General features: G+C 36.0%; 13 protein-coding genes, 1 riboswitch and 1 other annotated feature. Of the genes, 12 read left to right on the top strand and 1 reads right to left on the bottom strand.

Annotation, left to right across the window (positions count from 1 at the left end; genetic code table 11):
- Positions 1–31: 31 nt before the first annotated feature.
- Positions 32–1,045 carry a stage VI sporulation protein D gene (gene spoVID, locus ACTNEP_RS06195; protein ID WP_441160880.1) on the top strand — a complete coding sequence of 338 codons (1,014 nt, stop codon included), beginning with the start codon at positions 32–34 and terminating at the stop codon, positions 1,043–1,045.
- Positions 1,046–1,110: 65 nt separating this feature from the next.
- Positions 1,111–2,127 (top strand): phosphotransferase, encoded by a 1,017-nt coding sequence (locus ACTNEP_RS06190; protein WP_441160878.1) that lies wholly within the window; start codon positions 1,111–1,113, stop codon positions 2,125–2,127.
- Here the strand turns inward: ACTNEP_RS06190 and ACTNEP_RS06185 are convergent.
- Positions 2,124–2,312 (bottom strand): hypothetical protein, encoded by a 189-nt coding sequence (locus ACTNEP_RS06185; protein ID WP_441160877.1) that lies wholly within the window; start codon positions 2,310–2,312, stop codon positions 2,124–2,126. The genes ACTNEP_RS06190 and ACTNEP_RS06185 overlap by 4 nt on opposite strands.
- 646 nt (positions 2,313–2,958) lie before the next feature.
- Positions 2,959–3,047, top strand: a riboswitch (cyclic di-GMP riboswitch).
- 35 nt (positions 3,048–3,082) lie between these two features.
- Here ACTNEP_RS06185 and ACTNEP_RS06180 point away from each other — a divergent pair.
- From ACTNEP_RS06180 to ACTNEP_RS06135, 10 genes are all read left to right on the top strand, one after another.
- Positions 3,083–3,217, top strand: a complete 135-nt coding sequence (locus ACTNEP_RS06180) for an anti-repressor SinI family protein (RefSeq protein ID WP_441160875.1) — start codon at positions 3,083–3,085, stop codon at positions 3,215–3,217.
- Between the two features lie 256 nt (positions 3,218–3,473).
- Entirely contained in the window at positions 3,474–4,688 is a 1,215-nt protein-coding gene (locus ACTNEP_RS06175) for an NAD(P)/FAD-dependent oxidoreductase (protein WP_441160874.1), read from the top strand.
- A 359-nt stretch (positions 4,689–5,047) separates the two neighbouring features.
- Positions 5,048–5,686: an ABC transporter ATP-binding protein gene (locus tag ACTNEP_RS06170; protein ID WP_441160873.1), complete on the top strand. Its 639-nt coding sequence runs from the start codon at positions 5,048–5,050 to the stop codon at positions 5,684–5,686.
- Entirely contained in the window at positions 5,683–6,465 is a 783-nt protein-coding gene (locus ACTNEP_RS06165; protein WP_441160872.1) for an ABC transporter permease, read from the top strand. Before ACTNEP_RS06170 ends, ACTNEP_RS06165 begins: the two co-directional genes overlap by 4 nt.
- A 56-nt stretch (positions 6,466–6,521) precedes the next feature.
- Positions 6,522–6,752: a binding site (T-box leader), on the top strand.
- 398 nt (positions 6,753–7,150) lie between these two features.
- Positions 7,151–9,802, top strand: a complete 2,652-nt coding sequence (locus tag ACTNEP_RS06160; protein ID WP_441160871.1) for a valine--tRNA ligase — start codon at positions 7,151–7,153, stop codon at positions 9,800–9,802.
- A 208-nt stretch (positions 9,803–10,010) separates the two neighbouring features.
- Positions 10,011–11,285, top strand: coding sequence for a bifunctional folylpolyglutamate synthase/dihydrofolate synthase (locus ACTNEP_RS06155; RefSeq protein WP_441160870.1), 1,275 nt, complete (start codon positions 10,011–10,013; stop codon positions 11,283–11,285).
- A 350-nt stretch (positions 11,286–11,635) separates the two neighbouring features.
- Entirely contained in the window at positions 11,636–12,394 is a 759-nt protein-coding gene (locus ACTNEP_RS06150; RefSeq protein WP_441160869.1) for a prepilin peptidase, read from the top strand.
- A gap of 299 nt (positions 12,395–12,693) precedes the next feature.
- Entirely contained in the window at positions 12,694–13,599 is a 906-nt protein-coding gene (locus tag ACTNEP_RS06145) for a hypothetical protein (RefSeq protein ID WP_441160868.1), read from the top strand.
- Between the two features lie 185 nt (positions 13,600–13,784).
- Positions 13,785–14,453 carry a RadC family protein gene (gene radC / locus ACTNEP_RS06140; protein WP_441161108.1) on the top strand — a complete coding sequence of 223 codons (669 nt, stop codon included), beginning with the start codon at positions 13,785–13,787 and terminating at the stop codon, positions 14,451–14,453.
- Between the two features lie 190 nt (positions 14,454–14,643).
- Positions 14,644–15,684 (top strand): rod shape-determining protein, encoded by a 1,041-nt coding sequence (locus ACTNEP_RS06135; protein WP_441160867.1) that lies wholly within the window; start codon positions 14,644–14,646, stop codon positions 15,682–15,684.
- Positions 15,685–15,686 lie beyond the last annotated feature (2 nt).

Raw genomic sequence — 15,686 nt, 5'->3', positions numbered from 1 at the left:
CTTAGCTAAGCAAAGGAAAGGGGGAAGTGCTTTGCAAGAAGCCTTTACTTTTAATATTCAAGAAGCAATTGCTTTTGATAGGGATCAGCAAATCCAAGAAATGCTGGGAATTGGATTAGAACCAGTTATTTCAATGGAGGAAATAGGTGACACACTTTCGATTAGAGGAGTAATGGAGTTGAAAGGAGAGTATATTAAAAATGATACTCCTGATGAAAGTGTGGAACGGCACACTGAAGCAGCATATGTGGAGCGAGTAGAACCTTTGTCTGAAGAAGTAAATGAATTTTTTCATAAATTCTTAATCGATGTCTCGATACCAATGGAGAGAATTTCCTCACTAGATGATGTTTCCGTCGAAGTAAACCATTTCGATTATTCATTAGAATCTGCCAATGAAATGAAGATAGAAGCTACCCTAGCCATTCAAGGGATAGAGGAACCGGAAGTTTATACAGAAAACCAAGAAGAAAACACACTTCCATCCTTTGAAGAAAATCGTTTAGAAGAACAACAACATGAATCAGAGGATACATTTCATATTGAAGTTGAAGACGAAGAAGCCTTAACCGATTTACCAGAAGAAGATAAAGTCGTTGCTATCAACAATATTCGGAATGAACCGGAGAATGAACCGGAGGTGGAAGCAATTGACGAGGAAAGGTTAGAAGAACAAGAAGAGGTGTTGGCAAGAGAAGTAGAGGATGAAGAGGATCTCGATGATCAAGAAGATGTGATAGATGCTTTTGAAGATGTAGGAGAAGAGGAAAATCCAGAAGTAGAACAGGAAGAAAAGCTACATGTTCAGGCTAGAGATGAAGGAACAAATGATACATCATCCTATTTATTGAATATTTTTGCGGAAGAAGAGAGTGCTAGTTATACTAGGTTGAAATTATATATTGTGCAGCCTGATGATCAGATGCAAATGATTGCTGAGCGCTACCAGGTATCTCCAAGACAAATAATGAGAACAAATCGTCTCGAAGATGAAGATCTATCTGCAGGTCAATTAATATATATTCCAATAGTTTCTGAAGATTAATGTTTAATCCCTTGGTGCTAGTCAAGGGATTTTTTGATTCGATATTTAGAAAGGGGGAAACATACATGGATTGGTCAAGAATAATAGAAGCTTATCAATTACAACCTGAGGAAATTGAACAGGTGACAGAAAGAGTATTTAAAATAAAAGCAAACTCTCAACTGTATGCTTTGAAAAAATCAAGATTATACGCTGATGATTTAGGCAGATGGCAAGCGATTCAACAGTATTTACAACATAAACAGATATTTGGTTTTGTCCCAGTATATTATACTAAAAATAATCAGCCATTTGTACAAGATCAAGATCACATTTATTATTTAATGCCTTGGGTGAAACAAGATTACCTAGATCAGCCAGTTGATCAATATGCAATGGCTATTCATGCAATTGGTCGTCTCCATGCAGCAACAATGGATTATCATGAGATCGGGCCAATTAAACAAAATAAACCAACTCTCATACAACAATTTCAACAAGAATTATCAGCTTATCGTGAGCAAATGTTACAATATGTTCGTTATTTTGAGGCTAAGCGTTTTATGTCTCCTTTTGAATTACAAGTTTGCATGTATTATCGTGATCTAGAACAAACATTTAACCAACTGGAAAGGTGGCAGGAAGTATATCTGGATGTAATGGAAGAAACCGAGAAAATGAAATATACATTATGCCACGGCAATATAAGACCTTCTCATTATGTTATTACTCAAACTAACACGTATTTTTTGAATTGGGAAGATGCATTTATGACTTCTCCAACTTATGATTTAGCAAATTACTATCGATATTTATTTCAATATCATGATTGTGATATGGGAAAAATAACAGATTCATTTATGATTTATTGCCGCTACATTGATTTATCAGACTATGAAAAATCCTTGCTCGCTTTACAGTTGCTCTCACCAGCTAACTGGTTTCAAGAAATATCAAGGAGTACTCAACCATTAAGAAATAGGAATAATGTAAATAGTTCTATCAGCATTGAAAGGGAGTATCGCAAATTATTATTTAGTCTTCAACTACAAGAATTTATCTATAAAACGTTAAAGTCAGAGCAATTTGAAGAAACGTACTAAATCCATTCCAATTGAAAGGCAATAAGTATACCAATAAGAATTGCTAATAATAACACATCGAAGGTTGTTGGTATAAGAACTGTTCGTATAGCTTGAAAAATTACTATTGGAAGTGTACACCTTTCACAAATTACTATCCATTCTCGAGCCCAAGGCGGTAAACGGTAACGATAATAACGAGCCAAAAAATCACCTCATTCACGATAAGATAAATAGACGTATACTGTAGTTTATGCACTAATAATTGGAATTGTACCCCAATTTTATTCACTTTCCTCGAAAGCTAAAAAAAGGTCAACTATTTGGTTAGAGATATTATCCATTGGAGGAAAAAACTAGTACAATTTTCTTAAAAATAACTATTTTGCAGGAATATAAAGGAGAAATATCGAATATATACAAGATAATAGGTATTTTGGAATTAGCTAAAAAGTGATAGTGTTTTTGATAAGGTTGCTGCGAACATATGTTGATTTGGAAGGGAGTGAACGATTATATTTAATGCTTAATTCAAAAGAAAATCATATAGTCTCGTGTAATTGGGCCTATTTACCTTTAGTAGCAAAAATTAAGGATAATAAAGTGCGTCTGTTATCACTAGGCGTATCCCTTTTTTACTTGAAGTTTATAAGTGAGGGACGTACAGACGTTTAGTACAGTGATAATGCATGTAGTTATTAAAAAAATAAAAAATAGTTTAATAATCAACTGTAAATCTCTTGTGATCTTGCAGTAGATACGTGGAGTGACAACATAAATAATAAAATGAAATATGAGCAAAAAATAAACTATCACAAAACATGCTTATCCAGTTGTAGCTTGGACAACTTGATCAGAAAAAGGCAAACCTATTGAGAAATAGGGACGCAAAGTTCCAGGTCCGTATAATACAAATATTATCGGATGGCTGTGCTGCCTGAAATACAGTAGTGTATTTTAGGAGGGGAATACGTTTATGGCTATAAAAGTAAAAGTGGATTATGAATGGCTTTACTTAATAGCAAAAGCAAAGGAAAAAGGTTACACTTTAGTAGAAGTAAGAGAATTTCTTAATAAGAGTAAAAGCAAGTCCAACGTGCAACAAAACTGATGATAAAACCCTACTACATAGGGTTTTTTATTTTAGAGGCGTAAGTAGCAAAAACGAGAAGATGTATTTGAATGACTCTTACCTTTACGTGGGAATACTTTTTATTCAATTTACTATGAAGGTTTGATGGGGGATGATAGACGAAAAAAGGCAATTTTGATATACTGTCAGCAATTATACCGATACATACAAATCGAAAAAAAGGTGAAAACTATCGTAATTATAAATAGATATATAACTGGAAAGGAAGGATTTGATGACAGGAAATAAACCTAAGATTGTTGTACTTGGCGCAGGTTATGCAGGTATGATGACTACCAAGCGTTTAACACAACAATTTGAGCCAGAAGAAGTGGATATTACATTAGTCAATAAACACAATTATCATTATCAAACAACATGGTTACATGAAGTAGCTGCGGGTACCATTGATGTAAATCGTTCTCGGATTATGATTTCAGACGTCATTAACACCCGTCGAGTACATTTTATTCACGATACGGTTGTCAAAATTAACAAAGAGCAAAAGACTGTACAATTAGAGAACGGGGAAATAGATTATGATTATTTAGTCATTGGTTTGGGGTTTGAAAAAGCCACATTTGGTATTCCGGGTATGGACGAGCATGCTTTTTCGATTCAAAGTGTTGATACTAGCCGTATGATTCGAGATCATATTGAGTATCAGTATGCTCGTTATCGTAATGAGAAAAATCCTGACCCAAGCATGCTAACTATCGTTGTAGGTGGGGCAGGCTTTACCGGTATCGAATTTTTAGGAGAATTAGCAGAACGTGTTCCAGTATTATGTAAAAAATATGATATTCCACGTCAAGATGTAAGGATTATCGATATTGAAGCAATGCCAACCATTTTACCCAATTTTGACGAGGAATTACTGAATTATGCTAAGGAATCACTGGAACATCGTGGTATTGAATTTCAACTTAATACGATGATTAAAGAAGTAAAAGAAGATGCAGTAATTGTTGGAGATGAAGAAGAAGAAATTAAAGCTGGTACGATTGTTTGGACTGGTGGAGTACAAGCAAATCGAATTGTCGGGGAATCAGGCTTTGAATTAACAAAAGGAAAAGTGAATGTGGACGCAACATTGCGTGCTCCAGGTCATGATGAGGTGTTTATTTTAGGTGATTGTGCGTGGGTAATGAATAATGAAACTGGTAAACCTTATCCACCAACTGCACAGATTGCTATTCAAGAAGCAGATGTTTGTGCACATAATATTAAAACAATGATTTATGGTGGAACGTTGCAGGAATTCCGTTTTGAGGATAAAGGTACGGTTGCATCATTAGGTGGAAGTGATGCAATGGGAACCGTATTTGATGGTAACAAACTGTATGGGATTCAAGCGAAAGTAATGAAAAATGTGATTGACGATCGCTACCTGTTCCTATTGGGTGGACCAATGCTCGTATTAAGAAAAGGGAAATTCCGTCCATTCTAATACAGTTGTAAAGGAGGAGGATATCATATGAAAAATACATTATTATATACTTTGTTTACAGTAGTTGCGGCCATTGCTTATGTATTTGTTTCTAGAAAAATGGAAGATAAACGAGATTTTCGTTAAAGAACGAGAGCAGATACTTTTGGTTATCTGCTCTTTTTCGTCTATTTTAAAGAAAGGTGTGTAATAGCTTTCGGTTCATGGCTCAAGTAAACAAACAACCTAAGTGGGTGGATCAGGTGAAATAACCTACTAAAAGTTATCATTAACTCTTAGAAGAGGATAAAAAACCTTCACTAGGGGAAGTCTCACATTATATACGTAATTATCCACAATGAACGTAGGAGGGGGACACTATGTTTTCGATCCATCAATTAGTTTATAAAGATATCATAAATGTACCGGAATTAGTAATTGATTCAGGGAAAATTTACTGCTTGTTTGGTGAAAGTGGTAGTGGAAAAACGACATTATTAAAAATGTTTAATAATATGCTTACTCCTGATCAAGGGGAAATCAAGTATAAAGAAGATTTAATCACAAAACTGGACCCTGTTCAATTGAGAAAAGAAGTAGTAATGCTTGGTCAGGATCCTGTAGTGTTCGATGGAACGGTGAGGGATAACCTGTTAGCGGGATTGAGATTTGCAGGAAAAGAAGAAGTTGAAAATCAAGTGCTAACCAATTTATTAAAAGAGTTACATTTAGCGAAAAATTTAGATGAGAAAGTAGACAAATTATCAGGCGGTGAACAGCAAAGGCTTGCATTGGGCCGTGTTCTACTGATGAATGCCGAAGTCTATTTGATGGACGAGCCTACCTCTGCTCTTGATCATGATACAGAAACAGTGGTAATGGACTTATTTACTTATAGAGTCCGAGAAACGGGTAAAACGGTTATTATGGTCACTCATTCGAAGGAAGTTGCTGAAAAATACAGTGATGAAATGATCTATATGAAAGACATTCTGAAGAGAGAAGGTGCTCTTTCATGAATGAAATGCTAGATCTAACGATATGGCAACTCCTTTCGGCGTATATTTTTATTGTTATCTTATTAGCGATTGTCCGTTGGCGAAAAATCCCGCGGGAGAAAGAGATTGTTATTGCAACGTTAAGAATGACGATTCAACTTGTGTTAGTCGGTTATGTGCTAATGTATATTTTTGAAAATGAAAAAATGATTTATTCGATCATTGTCATTGTGATCATGGAAATATTTGCTGTCTATAATATTTATAAGCGCACAAAGCAATCATTAAGTAATGATTTAAAGAAAATTATTGCTATTTCCATGATTTCAGGGACGTTATTTTCCTTTCTCTATTTTGATTTTATTGTTGTTCAATTTTCTCCTTGGTATGATCCGCGTTACTTTATACCGATTGCCGGGATGTTAATTGGGAATTCTATGACAGGTATTACGCTAGGAGTTAGTGCATTAGTAGAAGGATTTAGCTCTCGCAAAAAAGAGGTCGAAGCAGCCCTGATGTTAGGAGCGACACCGAATAAAGCTTCACAAGGAATTGTTAATCATGCCTTTGATTCTGCTATTTTACCAACAATTAATAGTATGGTTGGCATGGGAATAGTATTTTTACCCGGAATGATGACAGGTGTTATATTATCTGGAGCAAGTCCTATGGATGCGATCAAATATCAAATTGCCATCATGCTCGGGATTACAGGAAGTGTTTCGTTATCCGTTATATTATTTTTATATTTTGGCTATAAAACTTTTTTTACTAAACGCGCGCAGTTAAAATTAGAATGAAGCTTGACTTTTTCGTTTCTTTTTCGATAAAATAGCATATAATGAATCATTAACGATGAGATGCGATGATGAGGAGGAGTACTTCACACTGTTCGTAAGAGAGGAGAACCCATGGGCTGAAAGGTTTTCTCGAAAAAAGATGAAGGAAGGTAGCCTCTGATGCAGCTTTACTGAAGATCACAAGTAGGTAAAAGCCGGTGAAACCCGTTATCTTCACCTAAGCGTATAAGTATATTACTTATAAACAAAGGTGGTACCGCGGAAACCCAATCCTTTTCGTCCTTTACAAAGGCCGAAAAGGATTTTTTTATTCAATAAATTAAACCGTAAATGGTGAGGTTGATTCAGAGATATGATTTCTACCAGTTTTGTATGTAGTATAGTATCAATACTTGCTTTCTGCAAGATACTCCGCTTTCCAGGGGCACGACCTTAGCCTCCTCAGAAAACAAAAGTCGTTTGCGGGGTCTTCGGATACGTGCTGTTCCCGTAGGATTCTCCGTATCTTGCCTACGCTAATTCAAGTGTCCTAATTATCAATAGAGGATAACCTAGGAATACATTTCCGAAAGTCTAATCTTTTAATAAGTGTAATTAATTAGAATTTATTGAGTTGCTTTAAAAAGTTGATAGTTGGTTGTACAGTTTGAGAATAGTTAATGTGTTTATATAAGGAGGAATTAAAATGTCAGAACTAAATGAAGTGAATTTACCACCAAAGTATGATCCTACTGCAGTGGAAAAAGGTCGTTACGACAAATGGGTAGAAGGAAAATACTTTGAAGCAGAACGAAATAAAGACAAGGAACCATTTACAATCGTGATCCCGCCACCAAACGTAACTGGGAAACTACACATCGGGCATGCATGGGATACAACATTGCAGGATATCATTACCAGAATTAAACGAATGCAAGGCTATGATGTTCTTTATTTACCAGGAATGGATCATGCAGGGATTGCAACGCAAGCAAAAGTAGAAGCAAAATTACGAGAAGAAGGTAAATCTCGATATGATCTAGGCAGGGAGAAGTTTCTTGAAAAAGCTTGGGATTGGAAAGAAGAATATGCCAACTTTATTCGGGAACAATGGGCAAAATTAGGGCTTGGCCTTGATTATTCTCGTGAAAGATTTACATTAGACGCCGGCTTATCAGATGCTGTAAAAGAAGTTTTTGTCACATTATATGATAAAGGGCTTATTTATCGCGGTGAATATATTATTAACTGGGATCCAGCAACAAAGACAGCACTTTCAGATATTGAAGTAATTTATAAGGATGTACAAGGTCACTTCTATCATATGAAATATCCATTAACAGATGGATCTGGTCATATTGAGATTGCAACTACTAGACCTGAAACAATGCTTGGAGATACTGCTGTAGCCGTACATCCGGAAGATGAAAGGTATAAAGACTTAATAGGTAAAAAAGTAACACTTCCGATTGTCGGCAGGGAAATTGAAATTGTAGCAGATGAATATGTTGATATGGAATTTGGTTCAGGGGCAGTGAAAATAACGCCTGCCCATGATCCAAATGATTTTGAAATTGGTAACCGCCATAACTTGGAGCGTATACTTGTAATGAACGAAGATGGTACGATGAACGAGAATGCAGGTAAATACCAAGGGATGGATCGATTTGAATGCCGGAAACAAATTGTGAAAGATCTTCAAGATCAAGGTGTGCTTTTCAAAATCGAAGATCACATGCACTCGGTAGGTCATTCTGAACGAAGTGATGCAGTTGTCGAGCCTTATTTGTCCACACAATGGTTTGTAGATATGAAGCCGTTGGCTGAAGCAGCAATTGAACTTCAACAGTCTTCTGATGATCAAAAGGTTCATTTTGTACCAGATCGTTTTGAAAAAACATATCTTAGATGGATGGAAAATATCCGTGATTGGTGTATTTCACGACAATTGTGGTGGGGACACCGTATACCTGCTTGGTATCATAAGGAAACAGGTGAAATGTATGTAGGTAAAGAGGCACCAGAAGATATCGAAAATTGGGAGCAAGACCAAGATGTATTGGATACATGGTTTTCTTCAGCATTATGGCCATTTTCTACGCTCAACTGGCCAAATAAAGAAGATGAAGATTTTAAGCATTTCTTCCCGACTAATGTTTTGGTAACTGGTTATGATATTATCTTTTTCTGGGTATCACGTATGATTTTCCAATCAATCGAATTTAATGATCAGCGTCCATTTAAAGATGTCTTGATTCATGGATTGGTTCGCGATGCAGATGGCCGAAAAATGAGTAAGTCACTAGGTAATGGTGTTGATCCAATGGAAGTAATCGAAAAGTACGGTGCAGACTCATTACGATATTTCCTTGCAACTGGATCAAGTCCTGGGCAGGATTTGCGCTTCCAATGGGAGAAAGTAGAATCCACTTGGAATTTTGTGAATAAAATATGGAACGCATCCCGTTTTGCCTTACTGAACATGGATGGAATGAAATATGAAGAAATTGATGTAACGGGTCAAAAATCTGTCGCAGATCAGTGGATTTTGACAAGATTAAATGAAACAATTGAACAAATAACCCGACATGTTGATAAATATGATTTTGGTGAGGCTGGCCGTTATTTATATAACTTTATCTGGGATGATTTCTGTGACTGGTATATTGAAATGGCAAAATTACCATTATACGGTGAAGATGAACAAGCAAAAATAACAACCCGTTCTGTATTAGCTTATGTGTTAGACAACACGATGCGTATGCTTCACCCTTTTATGCCTTTTGTAACGGAAGAAATCTGGCAGCAGCTTCCACATCAGGGCGAATCAATTGTACGTGCAGAATGGCCTACTGTAGATGAAAGTTTGTCAAATCAAGATGCTTCAGCAGTAATGAAACAACTTGTAGCAATTATTCGATCTGTACGTAATATCCGTGCAGAAGTTGATACACCGATGTCAAAAGAAATTCCTATCATCATTCAAACAAGCGATGAGGCAGTGAAGGAACAATTGGAAGTAAATAGAATTTATCTAGATCGTTTCTGTAATCCAAGTGAATTGACGATTGATACAAGTGTTACAGTACCAGATAAGGCAATGACTGCAGTTGTAACAGGCGCAGAGCTCTTCTTACCATTAGAAGGACTAATTGATGTAGATAAAGAGCTTGCACGTCTTCAAGGAGAATTGGAGAAATTAAATAAAGAAGTAGAGCGTGTTGAGAAGAAATTAGCGAATGAAGGCTTCGTTAGTAAAGCACCTGCACATGTTGTAGAAGCGGAAAAAGAAAAGCAAAAAGATTACCTCGAAAAGCGCGAAAAAGTACAAGCGAGGATTCAAGAATTACAAAAATAATGGAGAGAGGTTGTCATGGACAGCCTCTTTTTCACAACTACTTGTTCTAGGACAATGAAGTACTATTGGGCGGATTTTCTCTTTTTTACTGATATTTATAAAGTGTTATCATGCACAGCCGTAGAATACGATGCTTTTCCAAAGTAATGATGGAGCAATTATCTTTACATCAATATCTACTTCGAACAAATAAAAAGGATGTGATACGATGCTTGAATCTGTAGGAGATTTAGAACATTTTTTGGCATCAAGACGAGCGTTAGGAATAAAGCCTGGATTGGAGAGGTTAGATTATTTATTAGAAAAAGTGGATCATCCACAAAAGTCAATTCCAACGATTCATATTGCTGGTACAAACGGTAAAGGCTCTACATTGACCTTTTTAAAAGAAGTATTAATGGAATGTGGGTATACTGTAGGGACTTTTCAATCACCAGGTCTCCCTACAATATTTGACCATATCGCGATTAATGATCGATCTATTACCAGTAAGGAATTTATCAGTATCATGAATGACCTTTTACCAATTATTGAAGAGATGGATCAACGTGATTTAGCTCCTTCCGAATATGAAGTTTTAATGGTTGTTACACTTCTATTTTTAAAAAATAATATCGATATTGCTGTCATTGAAACTTGTATGGGCGGTAGGGAGGATGTAACGAATAGAGTAGAGCCGCTCGTCACCATTATTACTACTGTTGCATATGATCATACGTCATTTTTAGGCAATACTCTAGAGGCTATCGCATCACACAAAGCAGGGATTATAAAAGATAGAATTCCGATTATAGTAGGTGATTTAGGCAATCATGCATTACAGGTAGTAAAAGAAGAAGCACTGAAAAAAGAAGCGCCATTGTATCAATACGGTAAAGAATTTTGGACAGAGGAAGTAAATAGGAACACTTTTACTTGGAATAATGGATTAAAGACCTTTTCTATTGATTTGACGATGAAAGGTCGCCATCAAATGATAAACGCAGCATTAGCCGTTCAAGCATTGCAGCTGTTGAATGCTAATGGATGGAGAATAAACAAATCAGCAATGATAATGGGATTATTCCAAGCGAGGTTAGCTAACCGAATGGAAGTTGTGAAGGAAAAGCCAAAAATTATTGCAGATGGTGCACATAATCTCCAAAGTATCATGAAGTTAGTAGAAACAGTACAGGGAGAAAGGGTCTGCGGTAAAATTAAAGTATTATTCAGTGCATTTCGCGATAAGGATATAGCTAACATGATCAGAGAGTTATCGAAGCTTACGAAGGAGATAATTGTCACTACATTTGATCATCAGAGGGCATTAAATGATGAAATAATACCTAGAGAGCTCGAATATATGGAAAATACGCAACAAGCAATAGATAAATTATTAATCAACAGTAATGAAAATGACCTTATTCTGATTACAGGATCACTTCATTTTGTCGATTATGCAAAACGTTTGATTAAAAAAGAATTGAATAATGGACTTGATTAAAAATTATGTTTGTCCTATATAAACGAAACAAGTATAATAATGGTAAGAAACGGTTTGTTAATGGAAAAGCAAGGAGATTTCTAAAATGTAAAAATGTAGTAAGTTAGGAACCTCCTATTATCTCCATTTTGTTTATCATGTTCCCGCAGAACCTCACTGGTTTAGTCTTATTTTATCCCTTCGTCTGTATCCATCAAAACCCTTCTATTTACTATTAAGGTAGTTAATGATATTTTCCCTACAGGTTTTTGAGTAACCGTTAAAAACTAGGTCCCTTAGGCACTAATAAACATTTAAAAATAAATGACAGTTAGTAATCACCACCATTATTAATAAAGGAGTTACTGATAATGGATATAATCTATAGCGGAATATTCTTTATTCTCGGCTTAATATCAGGTTCATTTTACAATGTAGTCGGTCTTCGTGTTCCTCAGAAATCTTTTTTATCCTCCAATCGATCTGCATGTCCTGCCTGTAACCAAACATTAAAATGGTATGAATTAATTCCGGTTCTTTCTTTTTTTATACAGAAAGGGAAATGTCGTCATTGTCAACAATCGATATCCTATATCTATCCCACAGTTGAAATGATTACAGCAATTGGTTTCTTGCTAAGTTATTTACATCTAGGCATATCTTTAGATCTGTTGATAACGTGTAGTTTAATTAGTTTATTCTCGATCATATTCGTAACAGACCTTCGTTACTTGCTCATCCCCAATAACATTCTACTATTTTTTTTACCTATCTTTATTCTATTTCGAGCATTTCAACCTCTTGATCCGTGGTGGTCCAGTATTACTGGCGCTATAGCAGGGTATGGTATGATCGCCATTATCATCATTGTCAGCAAAGGGGGAATGGGGGCAGGAGATATGAAATTATTAGCGTTATTAGGAGTGTTGTTAGGTCTTCCTAACATACTGCTTACTTTATTTATGGCTACATTAATTGGATTATTGTCAAGTATCTTATTAGTTTTAATGAGAGGATTTAAAAGAAAACAAGAAGTTCCATTCGGCCCAGCGATTGTGTTAGGGGCAATTTTAACTTTTCTAGCCGGTGATAATCTTGTCAACATTTATATGAATATGATTTGGTTATAGTAATCATTGCATTAGTCGGCAGAAGGAATAGATTCAGTATGTGAGACTTTTCAGCAATTTGTTACATGGAAGCAAGTCAGATCATTAATCAGATTAGGCAGAAAATAATGTGGTTGATGGAGTTTAGATTTTGTTTAGACACTCGATTTGAATTTATTAACTTCCTATTTTTTCTCAGTTTTTCATGTTACCTGTCACAATTTGATGAAAGCTTTTTTAATAGAACTGACAAAAGTCGTCTTACATCTCATCATAGATATGATAGGGTGATAGAAAAGGATTGGAAACGAGGGATTACGGTGGATAATAAAAAGCAAATCTCAGTCCGGATTAATCAAAATAAATCTAATTCGCCTGAACGAAAGTCTAGTAATCAATCTACTTTGGAAGATTATATTCGAGAAAATCATCATCCCGTCATCGACGATCAGCATGTTTTTCAACGCAAGTACACACCAGATACCAACTCGCATAATAGATCGAACAAGTCATCGTTTTGGTCAAAGTATAAATCATTTCTTATTTCTGGTGCTACAGCAGTTTTAATAGGATCCTTCCTGGGGGTTATCATGCTCCATATATTTGTGGATCTAGATCCGGAAGAAGTGGCGTTCAATTCAAATTCATCCAACAACCAAGCAGTAACCGCGTCCAGTGAGCTACCAGAAGCAGAGGATGATAATAATGAAAATGTACAAGACAGCTATCAAAGTGAGACTTTTCATTTTTTTGTTACGCAGGCAGGCGTTTTTTCCAGTGAAGAAGCAGCTAACCAATTAGTTCAAGAGTTACAGGGAGAGCAAATTGAGGGAATGATATGGCCTCGTGATGAGAGTTACCATGTTTTTGTAAGCGTAAAACCTACAAATGAAGCGTCAAAGGAATTTACTGCCAGTACTTTTCCAAGTAGTTACGAAATGTATGGTGGTAAGGAATGGAACACAAACTCTGTTGAAATTGCTCTTTCTGCCGAAGAAAAGGAATGGATAGAAGTGTTGGAAACCATATTGGACCAAATGATAGAAGGTCAAATTGATGAAGCAGCTATTGATCAATGGCTAAATGAAATACCTGCCAATACATCTGAAGATTTACAAGCTATCAGCTCGGAGGTAGAATCGATCAAAACACTAGAGGATGAACAATCCATTCAAGTGACATTATTGCAAATATTAAAACAGTTTGAAAATTTAGGAGAAGAGTAAATTCTTTTTTCTATACATTGGTGGTAACAAGGTTTGTTATTTTAATTAAAAGAAAATAGAAAAACTTGTTATTTAGACCGCTGAAAAATACTAAAAAGGCTATTTGCTGATGGTGTTCCTTCTCGTTAAAATAATAGATATTTTAATAAAGGAGGAACATTACATTGGAGAGTCCAACGATCAAGATGAAAGAGGTGCCAAAAGAAGACCGACCTAGGGAACGATTATTGGAGCATGGCCCAGGACATTTATCTAACCAGGAGTTATTGGCCATTTTATTAGGTTCTGGAACTCAGAAGGAAAATGTCCATCAATTAGCCGAAAAAGTATTGCGCCATTTCGAAGGGTTAAGAATGTTGAAAGATGTTACCATTGAGGAACTAACTGAAATAAAAGGTGTAGGACAGGTCAAGGGAGTTAACATCCTTGCAGCGGTAGAATTTGGCAAAAGAATTCATCAGTTTAAGGATAAAGAAAAATATGTGATAAGAAGTCCGGAAGATGGGGCAAATTATGTGATGGAAGAAATGTGCAGCTTAAAGCAAGAACATTTTGTAGCTCTTTTTCTCAACACAAAAAATCAAGTGATTCATCGGCAAACCATCTTCGTCGGAAGTTTAAATGCCTCCATTGTTCATCCACGTGAAGTTTACCGTGAAGCGATTAAAAGATCTGCTGCTTCGATTATTTGTGCCCATAATCATCCTTCTGGCGACCCCTCCCCTTCTCAAGAGGACATCCATGTAACGAAACGATTATCAGAGAGTGGAAAGGTGATAGGTATCGAACTTTTGGATCATTTAATTATTGGTGATCACAAATTTATATCTTTAAAAGAAAAAGGGTACTTATAACACTATCTATTTTTGCGAAAGTTAAGTATAATAGAGTAAACAAGCTTTTATAGCGCCTTATACAAGATTGCTTGTATAGTGGCGCTTATTATTATGATGAAGAGAACATAATTTCTTGATTGAAAGCCGATAAAAGCATAAAATATTGAAGTGAATGTTTTGTATAATAAGGTTGAGAGGGAGAACAAGATTGGGAATATTTAAATTATCACAAGATTTAGGGATTGATTTAGGTACAGCAAACACATTAGTATTCATCAAAGGTAAAGGCATTGTTGTGCGTGAACCTTCCGTTGTAGCAATAAATAAAACAACAGGTGATATTGAAGCGGTTGGCAATGATGCTAAGAATATGATTGGTCGGACTCCAGGAAATATCCAAGTCATTCGACCAATGAAAGATGGTGTTATTGCAGATTATGATACAACTGCTGCGATGATGAAATATTATATCAAATTAGCTCAGAAAAATAGATCCAGCTTTGCGAAGAAACCTAACGTAATGGTTTGTGTGCCTTCCGGTATTACTATGGTGGAGGAGCGAGCAGTAATTGATGCCACAAAACATGCAGGTGCCAAAGAGGCGTTTCCAATAGCTGAACCGTTTGCTGCTGCTATTGGTGCAGGTTTACCTGTTTGGGAGCCTACTGGAAGTATGATAGTAGATATCGGAGGTGGCACAACAGAAGTTGCCGTCATTTCACTTGGTGGAATTGTGACAAGCAGATCCATTCGCACAGCTGGTGATGACATGGATGAAGCTATTATTCAATATGTGAAAAAAACCTATAATCTTATGATTGGTGAGCGAACTGCAGAATCATTAAAGATCGATATAGGGTCAGCTATAACTTCTTCAGATAATCAACAAATGGATATTCGTGGCCGTGATTTATTAACAGGTCTACCAAAAACCATCAGTGTAACGGAAGCAGAAATTGCTTCAGCATTAAAAGATACGGTGGATTCCATTGTTGAAGCAGTGAAAAATACGTTAGAAAGTACCCCTCCTGAACTTGCTGCAGATATTATGGACAGAGGTATTGTCCTATCCGGTGGTGGAGCACTATTGAAAGATTTAGACGAAGTGATTAGTAATGAAACAAAGATGCCTGTATTTGTTGCAGATGAACCATTAGATAGTGTAGCAATTGGAACAGGTAAATCTCTTGAATATATTGATCATTTCCAGTCACAGCCGAATGTAGGGGTGCAGCGCTTATCAGATTAAGA

It is taken from the genome of Gracilibacillus sp. HCP3S3_G5_2, from assembly GCF_052063305.1.
Lineage (GTDB): Bacteria > Bacillota > Bacilli > Bacillales > Amphibacillaceae > Gracilibacillus.
The sequence above is the reverse complement of the archived record's forward strand: the minus strand, read 5'-3'. Positions and strand labels throughout refer to the sequence as shown.

What these genes read in the sequence shown, in the direction of transcription:
- ACTNEP_RS06190 (WP_441160878.1), top strand. Translation starts at nt 1,111, where the DNA reads ATGGATTGGTCAAGAATAATAGAAGCTTATCAATTACAACCTGAGGAA.
- ACTNEP_RS06180 (WP_441160875.1), top strand. Translation starts at nt 3,083, where the DNA reads ATGGCTATAAAAGTAAAAGTGGATTATGAATGGCTTTACTTAATAGCA.
- ACTNEP_RS06175 (WP_441160874.1), top strand. Translation starts at nt 3,474, where the DNA reads ATGACAGGAAATAAACCTAAGATTGTTGTACTTGGCGCAGGTTATGCA.
- ACTNEP_RS06170 (WP_441160873.1), top strand. Translation starts at nt 5,048, where the DNA reads ATGTTTTCGATCCATCAATTAGTTTATAAAGATATCATAAATGTACCG.
- ACTNEP_RS06165 (WP_441160872.1), top strand. Translation starts at nt 5,683, where the DNA reads ATGAATGAAATGCTAGATCTAACGATATGGCAACTCCTTTCGGCGTAT.
- ACTNEP_RS06160 (WP_441160871.1), top strand. Translation starts at nt 7,151, where the DNA reads ATGTCAGAACTAAATGAAGTGAATTTACCACCAAAGTATGATCCTACT.
- ACTNEP_RS06155 (WP_441160870.1), top strand. Translation starts at nt 10,011, where the DNA reads ATGCTTGAATCTGTAGGAGATTTAGAACATTTTTTGGCATCAAGACGA.
- ACTNEP_RS06150 (WP_441160869.1), top strand. Translation starts at nt 11,636, where the DNA reads ATGGATATAATCTATAGCGGAATATTCTTTATTCTCGGCTTAATATCA.
- radC (WP_441161108.1), top strand. Translation starts at nt 13,785, where the DNA reads ATGAAAGAGGTGCCAAAAGAAGACCGACCTAGGGAACGATTATTGGAG.